Origin of the sequence: Actinoplanes lobatus (assembly GCF_014205215.1) — a bacterium.
GTDB lineage: Bacteria > Actinomycetota > Actinomycetes > Mycobacteriales > Micromonosporaceae > Actinoplanes > Actinoplanes lobatus.
This window is the reverse complement of sequence record NZ_JACHNC010000001.1, coordinates 7,608,178-7,626,763: the sequence shown is the minus strand read 5'-3', so window position 1 is coordinate 7,626,763 and position 18,586 is coordinate 7,608,178. Positions and strand designations below refer to the sequence as shown.

Here is an 18,586-nt window from a genome sequence, read left to right as displayed (position 1 = left end):
GACGGGTGAACGCGTCACGCCCGAGCCGGGTCGGTCACCATCAGCGGATCCTCCGGAACCTCCACCCGCCCGTCGGCCTCCGCCGCCGTCACCCCCACCAGTTGCAGGAACCGGCCGCCACCCAACTGCGGGTCCTCCGTCAGGATCAACACCGTCAAACCGGTGTCCGGGCCGTCCGTGTGCGGAAACCCCGTCACCGGAGCACCCCAGTTGATCCACTGGCCGTCCTCCACCGGACCGTCCAACGACGCCACATACGCCGCCACCTGATCCAACAACACGAACGGCCACTGTGGCGGCTGCTCCTCGACACCGCGGGCCACCCGCAACGTCAACTCGAAACCCCAGCGCTCACCCAGCCCGTACCCGACCAGATGCCAGTGCCCGGCCGCCGGATACGCCGACGCCGCCCGCAACCGGTAACCCTCATCCGGATACGTCACATGCCACGGCCGCTCATCCGGATACAGCCCGCCCATCGCCTCGGTGACCGCGTCCCACATCATCCCGGCATTCGATCATGACCGGCCCGCCAACCGCGACGCCGACCCCGCCCCACCACCACCGCCACCACACCGGCCAGCACCGCCAGCCCGGCACCACCGGCCGCGAACCAGCCCGCCCGCACCCACTCCGACGAATCCGCCACCCGCCGCGGCGCCGCCACCACACGAGGAGCCGCGGCCACCACCGGGCCCGCCTCCTCCGACAGCGCCCGATACGGATTCAACAGCCCGTACCCGTACTCGTCACTGCGCGCACCACCCGGCGCCGGATCCACCGACCGCAACAACCGCCGGGTTATCTGCGCCGCGTTCTCCCGCGGAAACCGCTGCTTCAACAGCGCCACCGTCGCCGTCACGAACGGCGTCGCGAAACTCGTCCCCTGCACCACCTGATGACCGGCCACCGGCGACGCCACCGTCACATCCCCGAACGCCACCAGATCCACATGCTCACCGACCTGCGAATACGACGCCCGCAACCCGTCCGCGCCGACCGCCCCGACACCGATCACCCCCGGATACGCCGCCGGATACACCACACCCGCGTCCGGGCCGTCGTTACCGGCCGCCGCCACCACGATCACCCCCGCCGCCACCGCGTCCGCGATCGCCGACTCCACCGCCTCGCTCTCCTGCGGCATCACCAGCGAGATGTTGATCACCTGGGCGTGACCCGGCCCCACCGCCCACCGAATCCCCTGCGCGAACGTCTGCGAACTCCCGCCCGACGCCGTCGCCGTCGTCTCGTCGATGTCCTGCTGCTCACTGACCCGCACCGGCACGATCGTCACCCCCGGCGCCAAACCCTGCACCCCACTACCGGCATCCGCGCCCGCCGCGATGATCCCGGCCACCCCGGTCCCGTGCCCCACACAGTCCCGGCGGCCCGCGAACTCGTTACGCAGAAAATCCCGGCCCGCCACCACATGACCCTTGAGCTGCGGATGCCGCGCATCGACACCGGAATCGACCACCGCCACCCGCACCCCGGCCCCGGTCGCCAACCCCGCCAACCGCGCCGGCGCGTACGCCTTCAACTCCGCCGGCACCGCCGACACCACCGGCTTCGGACCCAGGCACTGCGCCGCCCACGCCTGCCGCGGAACCGGCACCGCCACCGACACCACCAGCCCGGCCACCACCGCCACCGGCCACCGCACCACCACGACACACACCCCCGACCCCGTAGACCGGCGTGGATGCTACCGCCCGACGGTTGTGCCCGGCCCACCCCGGCCGATAGGTTGAAAATCCAATCTGCGGTGCGCTGAGGGAAATCCGGTGAAAGTCCGGTGCGGTCGCGCCACTGTGAACCAGCCCCACGGGGCCGGTGAGTCAGGACGCTCACGCGCCGCAGGCCCCATCGATCGGGACGCGTCATCCCGTAGGAGGTTGATCCGCCATGCCCAAGGCACAAGCGCTCACCACCCCCACCGTCTCCCCCACACTGCTGGCCACCGCCGCCGGCTTCACCGGCATCATGCTGCTGCTGGCCTACCTCGTCGCCTTCGACCAGGGCGCCCTCTCCCAGTCCGGCATGTACCTGCACGAACTCATGCACGACGGACGCCACCTGCTCGGTGTTCCGTGCCACTGACCCCCAGCTACCCGCAACTGCTGCTGAGGGGACTACTCGCCGGCCTCATCGCCGGACTGCTCGCCGGAACGTTCGCCTACCTCGCCGGTGAACCGCACATCAACGCGGCCATCGCCATCGAAGAAGCCGGCACACCCGCCGGCGACGCCCTCGTCTCCCGCGACGTCCAGTCCGGCCCCGGCCTGTTCCTCGCCACCGGCCTCTACGGCATCGCACTCGGCGGCATCCTCGCCACCGCCTACACCGTCCTGCGACGCCGCCTGCACACCACCGGCGACACCACCGCCGCCCTCGGCCTCGCCGCAGCGGCCTGGACCGGCATCGTCCTGGTGCCCTACCTCAAATACCCACCCAACCCACCCGCCGTCGGCGACCCGGCCACCATCGACCAGCGCACCGCCGCCTACCTCGCCGCCCTCGCCCTCGGCCTCGCCGCCGTCTGGGCCGCCGCCCTCGCGGCCCGCACCCAAACCCACCCCTGGGCCCGCGCCACCGCCGCCACCGCCGCCCTCCTGGTGGTCGTCACCATCGCCTACACCCTCCTGCCCACCTTCGACGAGGTCCCCGCCGACTTCCCCGCAACCCTGCTGTGGGACTTCCGGATCACCTCACTCGGCACCCAGACCATCCTCTGGACCACCCTCGGCCTCGGCTTCGCGGGCCTGCTCGCCCGCCTCGCCCACCGCACCGAAACCCCCGTCACTTTTCCGTGACCGGGCTACGGCTGATCGCCGCCGGACACACCCGCGCCCTGCGCCGGGCCGTGTTCGGCGGCGACGACCCTCTCGACGAAGCCGGCCGCACCATCGCCGGCACCCTTGACATCCCCGGCGGCGGCGGCCCCTGGACCAGCGCACCCTCCCGCGCCGCCCGCGAAACCGCCGCACTGCTCGGCGCCACCCCCGGCATCGACCCGGCACTCGCCGACCCCGGCTACGGCACCTGGACCGGCCACACCCTCGACCAGATCGACCCGGCCGACCTGCACACCTGGCTCACCGACCCGGCAGCGGCACCCCACGGCGGCGAATCCCACACCCAGCTGCTCACCCGCGCCACCACCTGGCTGCACACCCGAACCGAGCCGACCCTCACCGCCGTCGCCCACCCCATGATCATCCGCGCGGTACTCGCCGCCGCCCTAGACCTCCCGGCAACCGCCATCCGCCGCCTCGACATCGCCCCACTCGCCGTCGCCCGCCTCACCCGCCACCCCGACGGCTGGCACCTGCACCTGCCACAATCCACCCCGTGACCCTGCACATCACCATCAACGACCTCACCGCCCCCGACATCGCCGCCCTCCTGCAACAACACGTCGACGACATGCGCGCCACCAGCCCACCCGACAGCAAACACGCCCTCGACCTGGGCGGGCTGCGCACACCCGACATCACCCTCTGGACCGCCCACGACGGCCCCCACCTCGTCGGCTGCGCCGCCCTCAAACACCACGACCCCACCACCGCCGAAATCAAATCCATGCGCACCGCCACCACCGCCCAACGCCGCGGCGTCGCCACCACCCTCCTGCAACACCTCATCACCGAAGCCCGCCACCGCCACTACACCGACCTCTACCTCGAAACCGGCACCGCCGACTACTTCGCCCCCGCCCGCGCCCTCTACCAGCGCTTCGGCTTCCAAACCTGCCCACCGTTCGCCGACTACCGACCCGACCCCCACAGCACCCACATGCACCTCACCCTCTGAACCCTTTCCGGTACGCACGACCCAGCCCCCGCCGAACCACACCTACCGCCGCACCACGCGACCACGCTGCCCGCGCACGCCCGCGACGCACCATCCGGGCTGAGCGCCCCCGGTCACCCTCACCCCAAACCGGGCCTTCCAAAGTGCGGGCCGTGAAGCTGGGATGCCTGCTTGAACGCAGCGGGGAGCAAGCCGGTCAGGGAGTTCGTCCATCCGGGGTGCGCAGGGATCGTGGCGTCACCGCGTGCTGTTCCGTGAGATGGCTGTCCATGGCGGTGTTCAGGTCGGCCATGAACGCCTCGACCTGTTCCAGCAACTGGGGCGGGTAGTGCGACATCACGGCGTCGAGGCGGTGGGCGAGCGGGCCGAAGAACTCGTCCGCCCGTTCCTGGATGTGCCCACCGCTGCGCAGCGTGATGATGCGCCGGTCGGAGTGCTCGCGGGCGCGGGTGATGTGCCCGGCCGCTTCGAGGCGGTTCAGCAGCGCGGTGGTGGCCGGCGTGGACAGGGAGGTTCGCTCGCTCAGCCGCGCCGGTGACAGGGGGGTGCCGCGCTCCTCGGCGGCGGCGATCTCCAGGACCGCGGTCGCATCCGTGGAGTGCAGGCCCAGCCAGGCAGCGAAGCGCCGGCTGAGCTCGGCGTAGTGGCCGCCGTAGATCCTCAACGACTCCATCAGCCGCTCACGCTGCTCCGGGACACCGTCGCGCACTGCTTCCTCCATGCCGTCGCCCTCCTCTGCTGTCACGCGGTTGACAAGCTACCTCCACCACTTTACCTTCGCCATGGAATTATTTCACCATGGAGGTAACTGAACGTGCGTGACCCGTCCCCCACCCTCAACCAGACGACCGAGCCATACCGGTGGCGATGGCTGATCCTGACAGCGATGATCGTCGCGGAGATCATGGATCTCCTGGACGCCTCGATCGTCAACGTCGCCGGACCCGACCTCGAGAAGTTCCTCAAAGCCGGCTCCGTCGGACTGCAATGGGTGATCGGCGGCTACGCCCTCACCCTCGGCGCCGGGCTCGTACTCGGCGGCCGGCTCGGCGACCGCCACGGCCGACGCCGAATGTTCCTGATCGGCCTGGCGGCCTTCGCCGCGACCTCGCTGCTGTGCGCGGCCGCACCGAACATCGAGTCGCTGATCGCCTTCCGCCTGCTCCAAGGCGCCGCCGGAGCGATGCTGCTACCTCAAGGCCTGGGCCTGCTACGGGAAAACTTCTCCGGCCCCGAACTCACCAAAGTCTTCGCGATCTTCGGACCAGTCCTCGGCCTGGGCGGCATCATCGGCCCGGTCCTGGGCGGCTTCCTCATCGAGGCCGACTTCCTCGGCCTGGGCTGGCGGTCGGTATTCCTGATCAACCTGCCCATCGGCATCGCGGCACTGACCGTCGCCGCGAAGTTCGTACCCAAAAAGCCGGGCGACCGCACGGTACAGGTCGACATGACCGGCGCCGCCCTGGTCATGATCTCCTGCGCTCTGCTGGTGCTGCCGCTGAACCAGGGGCAGGAGAACGGCTGGCCGCTATGGACATGGCTGTCCATGGCCGCCTCGATCATCGGTTTCGCCCTCTTCGCCCTCCAACAACGCCACACGACCGCCGCAGGCCGCGAGCCGCTGGTGACCCCGGGCCTGCTGCACAAGCCGGCCTTCACCGTCGGGCTCGGCGGCATCGCCCTGTTCTTCGGCGGACTGATCGGCACCCAGCTCGTGCTGACCCTGTTCCTCCAAATCGGCCAACACTTCACCGCCGGTGAGGCAGGACTGGGCAACCTGCCCCTCGCGGTAGGAACCGCGATCGGCGGTGCGGTCAGCGGCGCGTTCCTCGCGGACAAGATCGGCCGCAAGGTGCTGCAGATCGGACCGCTGGTCCAACTGGCCGGCACGGCCCTGCTGTGGTTCGAACTCGACGGCCTTGATGCCGCCTCGTTCTCGATCGGGAACATCGCTCCCGGCGTCGCGCTGGCGGGCATCGGCGCCGGCATGGTCATCGCCGCCCTGTTCAGCTTCATCCTGGCCGCAGTCGACGACGACGAGATCGGATCAGCCTCCGGCGTCCTGTCCGCGGTCCAGGCGGTCGGCGGTTCCATCGGCGTCGCGGTCTTCGGCTCGGTCTTCTTCGCCCAGGCCAAGACCGGCGCCTTCACCAGCGGCCTCCACCACGCGCTGACCGTCCAGGCATGCCTGCTGATCCTCTTCCTCGCCATCACCTTCCTGCTGCCCAAGAAGGCCCGCCCCGAAGACGAGCAGCACGGCACCACCCCCGAGGCAACTGCCGACGGCTCCGGCACCAAGCAGCACCTCACCGTATGAGCTTCGGGCCCGGCACCGCCATCCACGACTGGCACAGCTTCCGTCAGGTAAGCGCGCGACAGCCGTCTGGCGTAATAACGATGTGGAACATCGACGAGCGGACTTCGCCGCCTTCTACGAAAACGCCAGAGACGACTGCCTGAGAGCGGTGACCGCATCCCTCGGCAACCGGCAGGCGGCCGAAGAAGCCGTGGCGGAGGCATTCGCCCGCGCCTGGGCACGCTGGCCCCGCATAGCCGACCACCCCTCACCACGCGCCTGGATCGTCCGCACCGCACTCAACATGCACGTCTCACGATGGCGCCGCTGGCGCCGCGAAGTACCCACACCAGACCGCTACGACCAACCCACCCTCGACGACACCGACACCACGATGCCGGACCCCCGCATGATGGCCGCCCTCCAATCACTGCCACTGCGCCAACGACAGGTCGTCGCCCTGCGCATCTTCCTCGACCTCGACAGCAAGACCACCGCCCGCACCCTCGGCATCGCCGCCGGAACGGTCACCGCCCACCTCCACCGCGCCACCCGCACCCTGCGCGCACACCTCACATCCGCCACCGAAGAGAGGTGAACACCGTGCCTGACAACCACGACGACCTGTACACCCTGGTCCGCACCGAATTCGAACCGGTACGCATGCGACCGGACCTCGACGACATCACCACCCGCGGCCGCACCCTACGCCGGCGACGCCACATCGCCCTGACCGCAACCCTGGCAGCGGCCGCCGCCTCCGCCCTGGTCCTGACCCTGCCCACCGGCACGAAACCCGGCCCACCCGCACCGATGAACCTCGCCGCCTGGTCGATCGAATCAACGCCGGACGGCACCGTCGTCCTGACGATCCGGCAACTGACCGACGCCGACCGGCTCACCGCGGCACTGAAGACCGCCGGCGTACCGGCCCTCGTCGAATTCGAACGAGTCCCCCCACAAGCGAAAACAATCGGATGCGCCGACAACGGCCAACCCTCACTGCCACAGCTGTACGACGTCACACCGACACAAACCGGCAACGCCCACCCAGGCGAACACATCTTCACCATCCGCCGCGACCGGATGCCACCCGGCACCAACCTGCACTTCGTGCTCTTCGAAGAACAGACCCACGACGGCACCGTGGCACACAGCGTTCACACCAGCCTCGTCCAGGGAACCCCCCTGCGCTGCGAGCCGTCGTGGAACAACCCGAAGTGACGGACAGCCGATCCCTGGACCGGCGGTGACGCAGGCCATCCTATGATTCGGGGCCGCTCTGCAACGTTCCGCCGGGCGTACACGTGTAGTCGCCATGATCATCGCCGCCGAACCCCGATCGGAGACGCCGGACCCCGTGCACCATGATCCGCCGTCGTTCGACGAGGTCTACGCCGCCCACTTCGCCGACCTGACCGTGCAGCTGTTCGCCTACTTCGGCGACCGGCAAGAAGCACAGGACGTCGTCCAGGAGGCGTTCTGCCGGGCCTTCACCCGCTGGAAACGCATCTCAACGTACGAGGACCCGGTCGCCTGGATCCGCCGGGTCGCCTGGAACCTCGCCGTGAGCAGGTGGCGCCGGGCCCGGACCGCACTGCGCTTCCTGCGCCGGCACCCGACCGCCGAACCGGCCACCGACGGACCCGGCCCGGAACGCGTCGCCCTCGTCGCCGCGCTCGGCACCCTGCCACCGGCCCAGCGCCGAGCGGTCGTCCTGCACTACCTGGCCGACCTGCCGACCGCCGAGATCGCCATCCGGGAGCGGGTCGCCGAGTCGACGGTCCGCTCCAACCTGCACCGGGGCCGGGCCGCACTGGCCGCCCAACTCCAGACTTCGAACTCGCACGGGGGTGCGTCGTGACCACTGACCATCTGGAGGTGCGATTCGCGGACCTGCGGGCGGACACCCTGCCGACCGTCCAGCCACCGGGAACAGCGGCGGTACGGCAGACCGTGCGACGGCGCCGGACCAGCCGTGCGGTGCTCTCCGCAGCCGCGGCGGTCCTCGTGATCGCCGGCGGGATCACCGTGGCGACCGGCAACCGGTCCGCCGCTCCGCCCACCGCCACGACGCCGTCCACCGAACCGACGCCGACCCCCGCATTCCAGCAGGCGGACATCGCCCGGCAGGCACTCATCGACGGACAGCACGGAACCCCGGTGATCGACGTCGCCGAGCAGGTCTTCAACAACTACCGCCTCGACCACGGCAACTACCCGGGCGAGCTGATCCTCCGGGCCGCATGCGCCGGAACCGGGGAATTCATGCTGTACGTCGACTCCCAGAAGAACCGGAAGACGAACTGGAAACGGATCGTAGAACTGCAGGTGCCGTGCTCGGCCGAGCCCGTCGCGGTGAGCGTCCCCTTCACCATGACCGAAGGGGCCGCCCACCACCGGTTCCAGATGTCCGAGGCCCCCGACTTCACCGATGGGCAGGCCGGATTCGCCTACCAGGTCACCAGCAAGACCGGTGAGCCGATCACCGGTGACCGCGAGCCCGCCGACGAATTCGACCCGGACCGCAGGCTGAACCTGGCCGGCCGCCAGGTCGTGTTCGAGGGAATCGCACGCTCGCCCGGAAACATCGATCCGCAGGACACCCCACCGTCCGTCCCCGCCGGCGAATACGTGCTCCTGACAAAATGCACCGGAAAACCTGCCATGGCGCGACTGACCGTGAGCCAGAACCGAAAATACCTCGTCACGGCGGACTCGCCCTGCACCGAGCCGGCCGGGAAACAGGTCGAGACCCCGGTGAGCTGGACCGGCGATCCCGCCGATCTTCACATCGGATTCGTCACCGAGGAAGGCCTGCTCCATTACGCCCTCGTCCGCAAGTAGGCGTCACCGGTCGGACACCTTTCCGCTGAACGCCACCGGCAAGACTCGCCGGTGGCGTTCACACCCGAATCAGACCCCGTCGAGCACCGGAATCAGCGCCTGCTCCTCGTAATCCAGATGCTTCTCCAGATCCGACGTCAGCGCATCCACCTCCACGGCCAGCGCCTCCCGCGACAGACCCGGATCCGCCAGCACCGACCGCAACCGCTCCAGCAGCCCGGCCACCACCACATGCTCGTCCCGCAACCGCGCGATCGAAGGCCCCAACTCCGGGTACGCCTGCTCCAACCCCGGGAACAACCCCTCGTCCTCACGCACGTGATGACCGTGCAGGCTCGCACACAGGGTCAGACAGTTCACCCGCAGCTGAGCACCCAGCACCGGACCCGAACCCGCCACCTCCGCCCGGATCGTCGCCAGCTCCCGGCGAAACGCGTCATGCACCACCCGCAACGCCTCACCCGGCGACGACGCGTTGAACCCCGGCGGCCCCGGAATCGCCGCCAGCGCCACCACCGGCAGCTTCCGCCCGGACTGCCGCTCATAGTCGGCCCAGCCCTGCTCCTGCTCGACCGCGCGGGCGAACGCCTCGTCCCGTTCGGCGCCGGACAGCACCGTGGCGGTCGCCCGGTAGGAGAACGCCCCGTCCTCGACGGTGACGACCGGATCGGCCAGCAGGTTGTGCACCCACGCCGGGTGGCGGGGAGATCCGCCCGCCGAACCGATGACCAGGATCCGCTCACCGTCGGGCAGATACACCAGCGGCGCGGTGTGCCGGCGGCCGCTGCGGGCCCCGGTCGTGGTCAACAGGATCAGGCGGGCGCCCTCGAACATGCCGCCGACGCGGCCGTTGTTGCTTCGGAACTCATCAATGATGGACGTGTTGAAATCGTTCGGCATTATCCGCTTTCAAGAGTCGTGACCTGCAGGAACGTAGGTACACGACACGGCGGCGGAGCACGGGCGGCAGCAGGCGACCGTGGCGGCCGCCCGGCGCTCAAGCGTCAGCCGGGTGCCCCACTCGGTAATGGCCCAAGGCCGACCCGGCAGTCACGACGCCCACCCTAACCGATCCTGGGGGTCGTCGGCGAAGCCGTCCGTTGTGTTTTGACTTCGGTGCGGCTTGCCGCACTACCTGTAAGCCGTCCTAGGATGGAACGGAACGCTTCCCGACCGCCCTCGTCGTCGGCGCTGGACACTTTTGGCACCAGCGAGACCTCGCCGGTTGCGGCGGTGCACCGCTTACGCTCGGTAAGCTCCTCGCGTCCGCCGGATCCGGCCTCGCACGAGGCTGCGCCGGCCAGGCCGTGGTTCAGTCCGGGACGGTCGTGCCGTAGAGAAGACGTCTGACTGCCGCCCGCGACACCAGCAGAGCGATGACGAGCAGCGTGACGGGTATGAAGCCTCCTAAACTGACCGCACCGCCGAACACGATGTCGACCAGCCAAAGCACGACGAGCTTGCTCCCGGCCGCAACCACCCAGAGCATGAGGGCGGAGGTCGTCTTCACCCAGCGGGTGGTTGCTCCGCGCAGCCGGGCCAGAACGGCGGCCTTGAGCAGGAGCACCACCTCGAGCGTGACCTTGAGCAGGGCAGCCGTCAGCAGCGAGAGGGTGAAGGTTTCGCTGATGACCGCCGGGAGGTACTGAACGGCGAGATTCAGGACGATCACGTAGACGAACACGTCGATCACGTCGGCCGGATGGGCGACGACCCAGGCTCGCAGCCGCCCGCGCCGAGGACGGGTCTCGTCCTCGGCATCCGGCTCGGGTTGATCTGTCACAGGCTGAATCCTGCCGGAAAAACGCGGCCCGCGCGCATCCGCTCGTCAGCAGACGTGCGTATCGAGCCGTCACCCATCATCGCGGCGCCCTTCCACAGAGAGTTACCGAACGACCATGCGATCAGGCCGTGACGGGGTCGACGATCGCCTGGATGGCGACGAACCCGGCGATGACGAAGACGAGCCAGGCGAAGACGCGTTGCAGCCGCGGGGTGGGCAGCCTGCCGGCGAGCCGCCCGGCGGCGAGAGAGCCGGCGACGGCGGCAAGGGTGAACGCCGTGGTGATGCGGTAGTCGATGGCGGCGTCGCCGGCGTGCGCGGCGAACCCGGCGGCCGAGTTGACCACGATGATCACCAGCGAGGTGGCGACCGCGGCCAGCATCGTCAGGCCGAGCAGCAGAACGAGCGCCGGAATGATCAAGAAGCCGCCGCCGACGCCGAACAGCCCGGTCAGGAAACCGACGCCCAGTCCGGCGGCGACGGACTTCGGGAGACAGCCGCGCCAGTTGACGCCGCCACCGGGCAGGGCACAGTCACCGCCGGAGTCGTCGGCGCCGCCCAGCATCCGCCACCCGGCGACCACCATGAGCACAGCGAAACCAGCCAGAACCAGGCGGGGATCGAGCAGCCGGTTGACCGCCGCGCCTGCGAACGCCGCGGCGGCACCGGTGCCACCGACGATCGCGGCGATCCGCCACCGCACCAGCCCGGCCCGCACCCGTGGAAGCAGGGCGAAGGCCGACGAGACACCGACCACGAGCAGCGACGTCGGCACGGCCGCGGCAAGGGTCAGGCCCGCACCGTAGACCAGGGCGGGGACGGCGAGGATCGAGCCGCCACCGCCGAGCAGGCCGAGCAGGATCCCGATCAGCGCGCCGAACCCGATCGCCGCGATCATGACCGGTCCCGGCCCGGCCGGCCCGCACGGGCCGGCCGGAAACGGATACCGCGATGACACGGCACGCGACTACCGCCGATCGCCGGTCAGCGCGGTGACGACCCGGTCCAGGCCGGTGCGCGGGCCGCGGTTGTAGGGCAGCCTGGCCAGCAGCATGCCCATCGCGCAGGTATTGCTCAGCGCCGCGAACGCCAGGCCCGCGCCGATGAACGCGGTCACCCACTTCACCGGCTCCACGACGGTGCTGACAAGCACCGCGGTCAGGACGATGCCTCCGGCGACCAGGCGGACCTGCCGTTCCAGATCCCAGCGCGGCGTGCCGGTGGTCACCGGCGCCTGGGCGGCCTGCCAGGCGGCGATGCCGCCGGTGAGCACCCGCAGGTTCGGCAGGCCCGCACCCGCCAGCGCCTGCTCGGCCCGGGCGGCGCGCTGCCCGGAGCGGCAGACGAGCACCACCTGTTCGCCGAGGTGGTCACGAAGCTCGTCACGGTGCTCGCGCAGCAGGTCGAGCGGCACGTTGTAGGAACCGGGGATGTGCACGCTCGCGAACTCGGCCGGGGTGCGCACGTCGATCAGCCGTGGTGCGTGCCCGGTGGCGATCAGATGGTGCAGGGCGGGGACGTCGAGGGCGGCGGGGGGCGTGGTCATGTGGTGCTGGTGCTCCTGTTCAGTGGCCGGAAACGATGGACAGGCCGGCGTTGGCGGCGTCGGCGTAGGCGTCGTCGATGTGCACGACCTGCCTGCCGGCGCGCTGCAGCAGGCTGCCGGCGGCCGCGGCACGGTAGCCGGAGCCGCAGTGCACCCACACCGTGCCCGGGGGCACGGTGTGGAGCCGCCCGGGCAGGTCGGGCAGCGGGATGTGCACGGCGCCGTCGATGTGGTGGGTGCGCCACTCGTTGGTCATCCGTACGTCGAGCAGCACGTCCACGGCGGGCAGCCCGTGTGGCGGGGTGCCGGTGCGGGCGGCGGCCAGGTCGGTGAAGGTGGCGGTGGTGAGCCGGGTGAGGCGGGTGCCGTCGCCACCGGCCCACTGCTCGGGGCTGCCGGTGGCCGCGGCGGCGGGCCGGTCGATGCCGATCCGGGCCAGTTCGCGCTGCGCGTCCGCCACCTGTTCCGGGTCGTCGCCGAGCAGGGTGATCGGCGCGCCCCACGGGGCCATCCAGGCCAGCCAGGTGGACATCGGACCGTCCAGGCCGAAGCTGAGCGTGCCGGTCAGGTGCCGGTGCGCGAACGCCTTGCGCGAACGCAGGTCGACCACCCACTCGCCGTCGGCGATCCGGGCCGCCAGTTCGGCCGGGTCGGCGACGGCGACCGCGGTGAGGTCGATCAGGTCGGCGCCGGCGGTGTTGCGGGCGCCCATGTGCGCGTAGTACGCCGGGTAGGCGTCCAGGCCGGCCAGGGTCTCGCGGACGAAGTCGCCGGTCTCCAGTCGCAGCGCCGGGTTGGCGATGCGTTCCCGGCCGATGGTCGACTCCGGCGCGTCCGACTGCGTCGCGGAGCAGAAGCTGCCGAAGCCGTGGGTGGGCCACACCTGCGCGCCCTCGGGCAACAGGTCCGCCAGTCGCCGCGCCGAGGCGTGCTGGTGCTCGGCCAGGGTGTGGGCGTGCTGCCTGCCGAGCAGGTCGGTACGGCCGGTGGTGCCGAACAGCAACGACCCGCCGGTGAACACGCCGGCCGGCCCGTCGTCGCCGTCGAGCACGTACGACAGATGGTGGAAGGTGTGCCCGGGCGTGGCCACGACCCGCAGCCGTATACCCGCCGATATCGCGATCTCGTCCCCGTCGGTCACCGGCCGCCGGTCGAAGCCGACCTCGTCGTCCGCGGCCACCAGGTACGTCGCGCCGGTCAGCCGGGCCAGGGCCAGGCCGCCGGAGACGTAGTCGTTGTGCAGGTGCGTCTCGGCGACGTGCGTGATGCGCACGCCGAGCCGGCCGGCCAGGGCCAGGATCCGGTCGATGTCGCGTTGCGGGTCCACCACGAGCGCGACCTGCCCGTCGTGGGCCAGGTAGCTGCGGTCACCCAGGGACGAGGTCTGCACGACCTCCACACTCAGCTCAGTCACTGCGCAACTCCAATCAGTGAATACCCCCGGGGGTATGCAGCAAGCACAATGCGATCACGTTTCCGCCGAGGTCATCGCCCCGCGCGGGGCGATGACCTCGGGTGGGTCAGGAGAGGGACAGGAAGAGCTTCTCGAGTTCCTCTTCGCTCATCGGCGGCTCCTCGCCGCGCTCGCGGGCGGCCTGGCACTCCCGCATACCCGTCGCGATGATTTTGAAGCCGGCCCGGTCGACCGCGCTGGACACCGCGGCCAGCTGGGTGAGGACCCGCTTGCAGTCCTCCCCGTTCTCGATCATCGAGATCACCGCGCCGAGCTGCCCCTGCGCCCGCTTCAACCGGGTCAGCGCGTCCCTGAGCAGGACCGGACTCATCTCCACCAGCACCCACCTCCTCCGCCACCATACCCCAGGGGGTATCGGTCCGGCCCCTCGCGTCGGCGCAGCCGACCGGTAAGGGTGCGGCTTGCCGCACTCCCTCCAGGGCATCCTAGGAAGATAGGTCCCCGGCTCAGACCGCGTCCGCCCAGTCGACGATCACCTCGAACATCGGGGCGCGGCCCGCGAACATCGACGCCCAGTCGCGGGTGTCGTAGCCCCTACCGCGCGGCTGGGCCGACCACGCCGACACCAGCATCCGCGGGGCCAGCCAGAAGTACTTGGCCGCGCCGGTGATCATCACGGCCTGACGGGCCTGCCCCCACGACATGAGGTCCCGCACACCGCGGGCATAGCCGCCGATCACCGACTCCAGCACCGCCGGCAGCAGCGACACGTCCACGTGACCGTCCCAGAACGTGTCCAGCGCCAGGTTCGCCGCATCCTCCCCCACGGCGCCGGGTCCCGCGTACGCCCAATCCAAGAGCACCATCCGCGGACCGGAACCGATCAGATTCATCGGCCACACGTCGTGATGGCAGAGGGTGCGCGGCAGCGCGTCCGCGGCCTCGAGCAGCTCGTGCCGGCGCTCCCACAACCGCCGCAGCCCGGCGCGCAGCGCGGGCGGCCAGGCGGCCAGCGCCGCCGGATGATCCCAGTCCAGATCGTCCGGGACCGGCTGCGCGAGGGTGTAGTCACGCAGCCAGTCGCGGGCCAGCCAGTCGGCCGCCGGCGGCCTTCCGGCCCATCCGGCCTGCGCGACCCCGAGACGGTACGCGAACTCGCCCAGCTCACCAGCGTTCCACCGCATCCCGGCCGCGCCCTGGACGTCCTCCATCACCATCCCGACCCCGCCGTCGGCGTTCTCCGAGATGTCGTACAGCTCCGGCGCGGCGATCCCGGCGGACGCGAACGCGGTGCCGGCCAGCCCCGTCCCGTACGCCAACGGCTCCCGCCGCCAGTAGTTGAAGTGCCCCGGCTCGTCACTGGCCGCCAGGTGCGCGGCCGCCCCCTCACGCCGTGGCGTCACCACTTTGAGGATCCGCCCGTCCGCCAGCCGCCAGACGCCGCCGGTGACCTCGTTCGCCGTGCTGTGCTGCAGCAGTTCCATGCCCGGCATTCTGCCGAACGGCGAGCACGTTCACCGCCACCACGACGGCGATGCCGAGCCACTCGTGCACAGCCAGCACCTGTCCGAGAAGGACCAGCCCGGCCAGCGCCGCGAACACCGGGTGCACACTCATCACCACACCGAAGTACCGGGCCGGGACGCGGCGCAGCGCGATCAGGTCGGCCGCGTACGGCACCACCGAGCTCAGCACCCCGGCGCCGACCGCGAACAGCAGCGCCGTACCGGTCAGCCGTCCCTGCACGACCAGCAGGACCATGACCGGCAGGTACATCAGCGCCGACACGCTGGTGGCCGCGGCCGGCGCCTGCAACCCCGGCAGCCGTGTGCCGAGCAGCCGGTTGAGCAGGATGTACGACGCCCAGCAGCACGCCGCCAGCACCCCGCAGCCGATACCCGGCCAGTCACTGCTCCCGGACGGCAGCACCAGCACGTACACCCCGACGCCGGCACCGGCCGCGCACAGCAGGTCGAACCGGCTGCGGGATCCGGCCAGCGCCACGGACAGCGGCCCGAGGAACTCCAGCGTCACGGCCAGGCCCAGGCCGATCCGGTCGACGGCCGTGTACAGCGACAGGTTCATGGTCGCGAACACCAGCCCGAGCAGCAGCGTCGGCCACCACTGCGCCCACGTGAACCGCCGCGGATCCGGGCGCGCCACCGGCAGCAGGACGGCCGCCGCCACGAACTGCCGTACCGCCACCACCCCGGCCGGGCCGATCGCGCCGAACGCGTGCGCGCCCACCGCCGCGCCGATCTGGTTGCTGGCCGCGCTGCCCGTCATGATCGCCAGCCCGCCCGTCGTCGTCATACCCGCAGTCTCGGCAACACCGGGCCGCGCCGGGAAATACGCTTCCCGGCAGATCTATACGCTGAACGCATGGATCTGCAGCTGCGTCACCTGCGGGCGCTCGTCGCGGTCGCCGACACCGGCACGTTCACCGACGCCGGCGCCGAGCTCGGCGTGTCCCAGGCCGCGGTGTCGCGGGCCATCGCCGCGCTGGAGGAGGCGCTCGGCGTACCCGTGCTGGAAAGAACCACCCGCCGGGTCGCGCTGACCGCGACCGGAACCCAGGTCCTGGCCGGCGCCCGCCGCATCCTCGACGAGATCACCCACCTGCGGCGTCTCGCCGAGAGCCGGCGCGGCGAACTGCGTATCGGATACGCATGGGCCGCGCTGGGCAAACACACCCGCCGCCTGCAACGGGCGTGGGCCACCGGCCATCCCGGCACTCCCCTGGTCTTCGTGCACACCAACACGCCCACCGCGGGATTGAGCGACGGCGCCGCCGACGTGGCGGTGATCCGCCGCCCCCTCGACGACCCGCGTTTCGCGACCGCGCTGATCGGCGCCGAGACGCGCTGCGCCGCGGTCGCCACCGACAATCCGCTCGCCCGGCGCCGTACCCTGCACCTGCGCGACCTGGCACGCTATCCGGTCGCCATCGACGCGCGCACCGGAACCACCACCCTCGACCTGTGGCATCCCGGCCCGGAGCCGGCGACCATCCGCACCACGCACGGCGTCGACGAGTGGCTCACCCTGATCGCCGCCGGCCAGGCCGTCGGCGTCACCTCCGAGGCCACCGCCAACCAGAACCCGCGCCCCGGCGTCGCCTACCGCACGCTGCGGCAGACGCCCCGCATCGACGTCCGGCTCGCCTGGTGGTGCGACGACCCACCGGCCGGCCTCGACGACCTGGTCCGGCTCAGTCGCGCCGCTTACGCTTCCGGTCTTCCTTGACGAGTACGCGCTGAGCACGCCGAACCGGCGCCGGGGCAACAAGGACGCGCAGAACCATGTCGATGAGAGCGTCGACGTCGGTTTCGGCCATCGGCTCGCCGGTCATGCCCATGCGGTGCAACAGCGTGCCGACCACGACGTCGATGAAGAAGAGGACCCGGTTCTCCGGCTCGTGCAGGGCCTCGCGGAGCGCGACGAGGTACGGCTCCTGTAGCCGGCTGCCGAGGGTCCCGCGCAGGGTCGGATCGTTGACGGCGTCGGTGAACACACCCGCGAAGGCCGCACCGACTCCCGGCTCGGCGATCTTCTCCGCGATCCAGCGGATGGCATTCGCCAGCATCTGCGCCGCCGTCTCGCCCGCCAGCGGCACCGGCCCGAACGCATCGACGAGGCAGGCCGTGATCAGGTCCCCCTTGGAGGGCCAGCGGCGGTAGATCGTCGTCTTCGCGACGCCGGCGGCCGCGGCGATGCGGTCGACGGTGGCGTGTGCGTAGCCCAGTTCGTGCACGGTTACGAGTGTCGCCGCGAAGACGACGGCGTCGACGCCGGAGCGGGGGCGCCCAGGCGGCCGGGCGGGTGTGGTCGGACGGGTCACTGTCACACCGTACCCAGTTATGCTACTTCTAGTATCGATACCTTAAGTAGCGTAAATGTAGGGAGGGATCCGTGACCGACACCGTCATCACACGCCCGCCGCTCGGCATTCGGCTGATGGGCAGCCTCCGCAAGGAACCGGATTGGACCGCCATGCCGCCCGCGGCACTGGATGCCTTCCGGGCGTCCGAGAACCGCAAGCGGTCCTCTGCCCTGGCCCGCCTCATCACCGGCTTTCCCGACCGCGGTGCCGACATCGCCTGGCGGAATCTGGAACTGCCCGATCGCCGGATCCGCGTCCGGGTCTATCGAGCGGCGTCCGCGCAGGGTGAACTGCCACTGGTGCTTCACGTGCACGGCGGCGGCTTCGTCGGGACCGCCGTGCAGTGCGACTGGATCAACAGCTACCTCGCCACCCGGCTCCCCGCCGTCGTCGTGTCAGTGGAGCATCGCCTGGTCGCGGCCGGCACTCCGCTGTCGGCTGCCGTCGACGACGGCTGGGACACGCTGCGCCACGTCGTACAGGACGCCGCCTCGTGGGGCATAGATCCGGCACGTGTCGCAGTCTTCGGCGAGAGCGCCGGCGCAACGATCGCCGCACTGACCGCGATCCGCGTCCGCAACGCAAGCCTGCCGCTGCGCGCCCAAGTGCTCGTCAACCCCTGCACCGACCTGACCTCGACCGCGTTCGACTACCCCTCGATGCGGGAACACGCCACCAGCCCGACCCTCACGGTCACCCAGATGGAGTTCTTCCGGCGCCTGGCGGTCCCGGACGGTTCGGACGCCCGCGCCGTGTCGCCCCTGTACGCCGACGACCTGAGCGACCTCGCCCCGGCCCTCGTCGTCGTACCGGCCGTCGACCCGGTAGCCGACCAGGGCCGCGCCTATGCCACCCGCCTACGTGCCGCCGGAACACCCGCCGACCTGACCGAACATCCCGGTGCACCACATGCGTTTCTCAGCATGCCCGGCATCGTGCGCCAGGCCCGGGCCGCCCGCGAGGAAGTCATCGGGTTCCTCCGCGAACGGCTGGCCGCCTGA

At 70.6% G+C, this 18,586-nt stretch carries 23 protein-coding genes and 1 riboswitch; of the genes, 11 read left to right on the top strand and 12 right to left on the bottom strand.

Features of this window, described 5'->3' with window-relative positions; all coding sequences use genetic code 11:
* Positions 1-14: 14 nt before the first annotated feature.
* Both BJ964_RS34885 and BJ964_RS34880 read right to left on the bottom strand, forming a co-directional pair.
* Positions 15-506: a suppressor of fused domain protein gene (locus BJ964_RS34885; protein ID WP_188124617.1), complete on the bottom strand. Its 492-nt coding sequence runs from the start codon at positions 504-506 to the stop codon at positions 15-17.
* Positions 503-1,672 (bottom strand): S8 family serine peptidase, encoded by a 1,170-nt coding sequence (locus tag BJ964_RS34880; RefSeq protein WP_188124616.1) that lies wholly within the window; start codon positions 1,670-1,672, stop codon positions 503-505. The genes BJ964_RS34885 and BJ964_RS34880 overlap by 4 nt, the downstream gene beginning before the upstream one ends.
* A gap of 78 nt (positions 1,673-1,750) precedes the next feature.
* Positions 1,751-1,901: riboswitch (adenosylcobalamin (AdoCbl) riboswitch) on the top strand.
* 7 nt (positions 1,902-1,908) lie between these two features.
* On the opposite strand from BJ964_RS34880, the gene BJ964_RS34875 reads away from it, so the two are divergent.
* The 4 genes from BJ964_RS34875 to BJ964_RS34860 are packed head-to-tail and all read left to right on the top strand — an operon-like array spanning position 1,909 to position 3,816.
* Entirely contained in the window at positions 1,909-2,103 is a 195-nt protein-coding gene (locus tag BJ964_RS34875) for a CbtB domain-containing protein (protein ID WP_188124615.1), read from the top strand.
* Positions 2,094-2,816 (top strand): CbtA family protein, encoded by a 723-nt coding sequence (locus BJ964_RS34870; protein WP_188124614.1) that lies wholly within the window; start codon positions 2,094-2,096, stop codon positions 2,814-2,816. Before BJ964_RS34875 ends, BJ964_RS34870 begins: the two co-directional genes overlap by 10 nt.
* Positions 2,813-3,358, top strand: coding sequence for a histidine phosphatase family protein (locus BJ964_RS34865; RefSeq protein ID WP_188124613.1), 546 nt, complete (start codon positions 2,813-2,815; stop codon positions 3,356-3,358). The genes BJ964_RS34870 and BJ964_RS34865 overlap by 4 nt, the downstream gene beginning before the upstream one ends.
* Positions 3,355-3,816: a GNAT family N-acetyltransferase gene (locus tag BJ964_RS34860; RefSeq protein WP_229807272.1), complete on the top strand. Its 462-nt coding sequence runs from the start codon at positions 3,355-3,357 to the stop codon at positions 3,814-3,816. The genes BJ964_RS34865 and BJ964_RS34860 overlap by 4 nt, the downstream gene beginning before the upstream one ends.
* Before the next feature lie 196 nt (positions 3,817-4,012).
* On the opposite strand, the gene BJ964_RS34855 is transcribed toward BJ964_RS34860, so the two are convergent.
* On the bottom strand, positions 4,013-4,561 hold the full coding sequence (locus BJ964_RS34855; protein WP_203832500.1) for a MarR family winged helix-turn-helix transcriptional regulator: 549 nt from the start codon (positions 4,559-4,561) through the stop codon (positions 4,013-4,015).
* 69 nt (positions 4,562-4,630) lie between these two features.
* Between BJ964_RS34855 and BJ964_RS34850 the strand changes: the two genes are divergently transcribed.
* From BJ964_RS34850 to BJ964_RS34830, 5 genes are all read left to right on the top strand, one after another.
* Positions 4,631-6,133: an MFS transporter gene (locus BJ964_RS34850; protein WP_188124612.1), complete on the top strand. Its 1,503-nt coding sequence runs from the start codon at positions 4,631-4,633 to the stop codon at positions 6,131-6,133.
* Between the two features lie 82 nt (positions 6,134-6,215).
* The gene (locus BJ964_RS34845; protein WP_188124611.1) at positions 6,216-6,710 is read left to right on the top strand and encodes a sigma-70 family RNA polymerase sigma factor; all 495 of its coding nucleotides are present in this window, start codon (positions 6,216-6,218) and stop codon (positions 6,708-6,710) included.
* A 5-nt stretch (positions 6,711-6,715) separates the two neighbouring features.
* On the top strand, positions 6,716-7,336 hold the full coding sequence (locus BJ964_RS34840) for a hypothetical protein (protein WP_188124610.1): 621 nt from the start codon (positions 6,716-6,718) through the stop codon (positions 7,334-7,336).
* 94 nt (positions 7,337-7,430) lie between these two features.
* Positions 7,431-7,976 (top strand): RNA polymerase sigma factor, encoded by a 546-nt coding sequence (locus BJ964_RS34835; protein WP_188124609.1) that lies wholly within the window; start codon positions 7,431-7,433, stop codon positions 7,974-7,976.
* Positions 7,973-8,959, top strand: a complete 987-nt coding sequence (locus tag BJ964_RS34830) for a hypothetical protein (protein ID WP_188124608.1) — start codon at positions 7,973-7,975, stop codon at positions 8,957-8,959. The genes BJ964_RS34835 and BJ964_RS34830 overlap by 4 nt, the downstream gene beginning before the upstream one ends.
* 69 nt (positions 8,960-9,028) lie before the next feature.
* Here BJ964_RS34830 and BJ964_RS34825 read toward each other — a convergent pair whose 3' ends face one another.
* The 8 genes from BJ964_RS34825 to BJ964_RS34790 form a co-directional block, all read right to left on the bottom strand.
* Entirely contained in the window at positions 9,029-9,859 is an 831-nt protein-coding gene (locus BJ964_RS34825; protein WP_188124607.1) for a nitroreductase/quinone reductase family protein, read from the bottom strand.
* A 412-nt stretch (positions 9,860-10,271) separates the two neighbouring features.
* Complete coding sequence (locus BJ964_RS34820) at positions 10,272-10,742, bottom strand: hypothetical protein (protein WP_203832499.1); 471 nt, start codon at positions 10,740-10,742, stop codon at positions 10,272-10,274.
* 121 nt (positions 10,743-10,863) lie between these two features.
* Entirely contained in the window at positions 10,864-11,640 is a 777-nt protein-coding gene (locus BJ964_RS34815) for a sulfite exporter TauE/SafE family protein (RefSeq protein ID WP_188124606.1), read from the bottom strand.
* Between the two features lie 69 nt (positions 11,641-11,709).
* Positions 11,710-12,288: a rhodanese-like domain-containing protein gene (locus BJ964_RS34810; RefSeq protein WP_188124605.1), complete on the bottom strand. Its 579-nt coding sequence runs from the start codon at positions 12,286-12,288 to the stop codon at positions 11,710-11,712.
* A gap of 19 nt (positions 12,289-12,307) precedes the next feature.
* The gene (locus BJ964_RS34805) at positions 12,308-13,702 is read right to left on the bottom strand and encodes an MBL fold metallo-hydrolase (RefSeq protein ID WP_229807274.1); all 1,395 of its coding nucleotides are present in this window, start codon (positions 13,700-13,702) and stop codon (positions 12,308-12,310) included.
* 106 nt (positions 13,703-13,808) lie between these two features.
* The gene (locus BJ964_RS34800) at positions 13,809-14,072 is read right to left on the bottom strand and encodes a metal-sensitive transcriptional regulator (RefSeq protein WP_223150701.1); all 264 of its coding nucleotides are present in this window, start codon (positions 14,070-14,072) and stop codon (positions 13,809-13,811) included.
* A 136-nt stretch (positions 14,073-14,208) separates the two neighbouring features.
* On the bottom strand, positions 14,209-15,186 hold the full coding sequence (locus BJ964_RS34795) for an aminoglycoside phosphotransferase family protein (RefSeq protein WP_188124603.1): 978 nt from the start codon (positions 15,184-15,186) through the stop codon (positions 14,209-14,211).
* The gene (locus tag BJ964_RS34790) at positions 15,089-16,015 is read right to left on the bottom strand and encodes an EamA family transporter (RefSeq protein WP_203832498.1); all 927 of its coding nucleotides are present in this window, start codon (positions 16,013-16,015) and stop codon (positions 15,089-15,091) included. The genes BJ964_RS34795 and BJ964_RS34790 overlap by 98 nt, the downstream gene beginning before the upstream one ends.
* Before the next feature lie 69 nt (positions 16,016-16,084).
* Between BJ964_RS34790 and BJ964_RS34785 the strand changes: the two genes are divergently transcribed.
* Positions 16,085-16,948, top strand: coding sequence for a LysR family transcriptional regulator (locus BJ964_RS34785; protein WP_188124602.1), 864 nt, complete (start codon positions 16,085-16,087; stop codon positions 16,946-16,948).
* On the opposite strand, the gene BJ964_RS49310 is transcribed toward BJ964_RS34785, so the two are convergent.
* Positions 16,914-17,543, bottom strand: coding sequence for a TetR/AcrR family transcriptional regulator (locus tag BJ964_RS49310; protein ID WP_188124601.1), 630 nt, complete (start codon positions 17,541-17,543; stop codon positions 16,914-16,916). The two genes, BJ964_RS34785 and BJ964_RS49310, sit on opposite strands and share 35 nt — an antisense overlap.
* Positions 17,544-17,614: 71 nt before the next feature.
* Here BJ964_RS49310 and BJ964_RS34775 point away from each other — a divergent pair, with 71 nt between their 5' ends.
* Entirely contained in the window at positions 17,615-18,586 is a 972-nt protein-coding gene (locus BJ964_RS34775; protein ID WP_229807275.1) for an alpha/beta hydrolase, read from the top strand.

Excerpts from the sequence above, each read along its gene's own strand:
- BJ964_RS34885 (WP_188124617.1), bottom strand. The coding sequence starts at position 506 with ATGATGTGGGACGCGGTCACCGAGGCGATGGGCGGGCTGTATCCGGAT.
- BJ964_RS34875 (WP_188124615.1), top strand. The coding sequence starts at position 1,909 with ATGCCCAAGGCACAAGCGCTCACCACCCCCACCGTCTCCCCCACACTG.
- BJ964_RS34835 (WP_188124609.1), top strand. The coding sequence starts at position 7,431 with ATGATCATCGCCGCCGAACCCCGATCGGAGACGCCGGACCCCGTGCAC.
- BJ964_RS34825 (WP_188124607.1), bottom strand. The coding sequence starts at position 9,859 with ATGCCGAACGATTTCAACACGTCCATCATTGATGAGTTCCGAAGCAAC.
- BJ964_RS34815 (WP_188124606.1), bottom strand. The coding sequence starts at position 11,640 with ATGATCGCGGCGATCGGGTTCGGCGCGCTGATCGGGATCCTGCTCGGC.
- BJ964_RS34810 (WP_188124605.1), bottom strand. The coding sequence starts at position 12,288 with ATGACCACGCCCCCCGCCGCCCTCGACGTCCCCGCCCTGCACCATCTG.
- BJ964_RS34800 (WP_223150701.1), bottom strand. The coding sequence starts at position 14,072 with ATGAGTCCGGTCCTGCTCAGGGACGCGCTGACCCGGTTGAAGCGGGCG.
- BJ964_RS34795 (WP_188124603.1), bottom strand. The coding sequence starts at position 15,186 with ATGGAACTGCTGCAGCACAGCACGGCGAACGAGGTCACCGGCGGCGTC.
- BJ964_RS34790 (WP_203832498.1), bottom strand. The coding sequence starts at position 16,015 with ATGACGACGACGGGCGGGCTGGCGATCATGACGGGCAGCGCGGCCAGC.
- BJ964_RS34785 (WP_188124602.1), top strand. The coding sequence starts at position 16,085 with ATGGATCTGCAGCTGCGTCACCTGCGGGCGCTCGTCGCGGTCGCCGAC.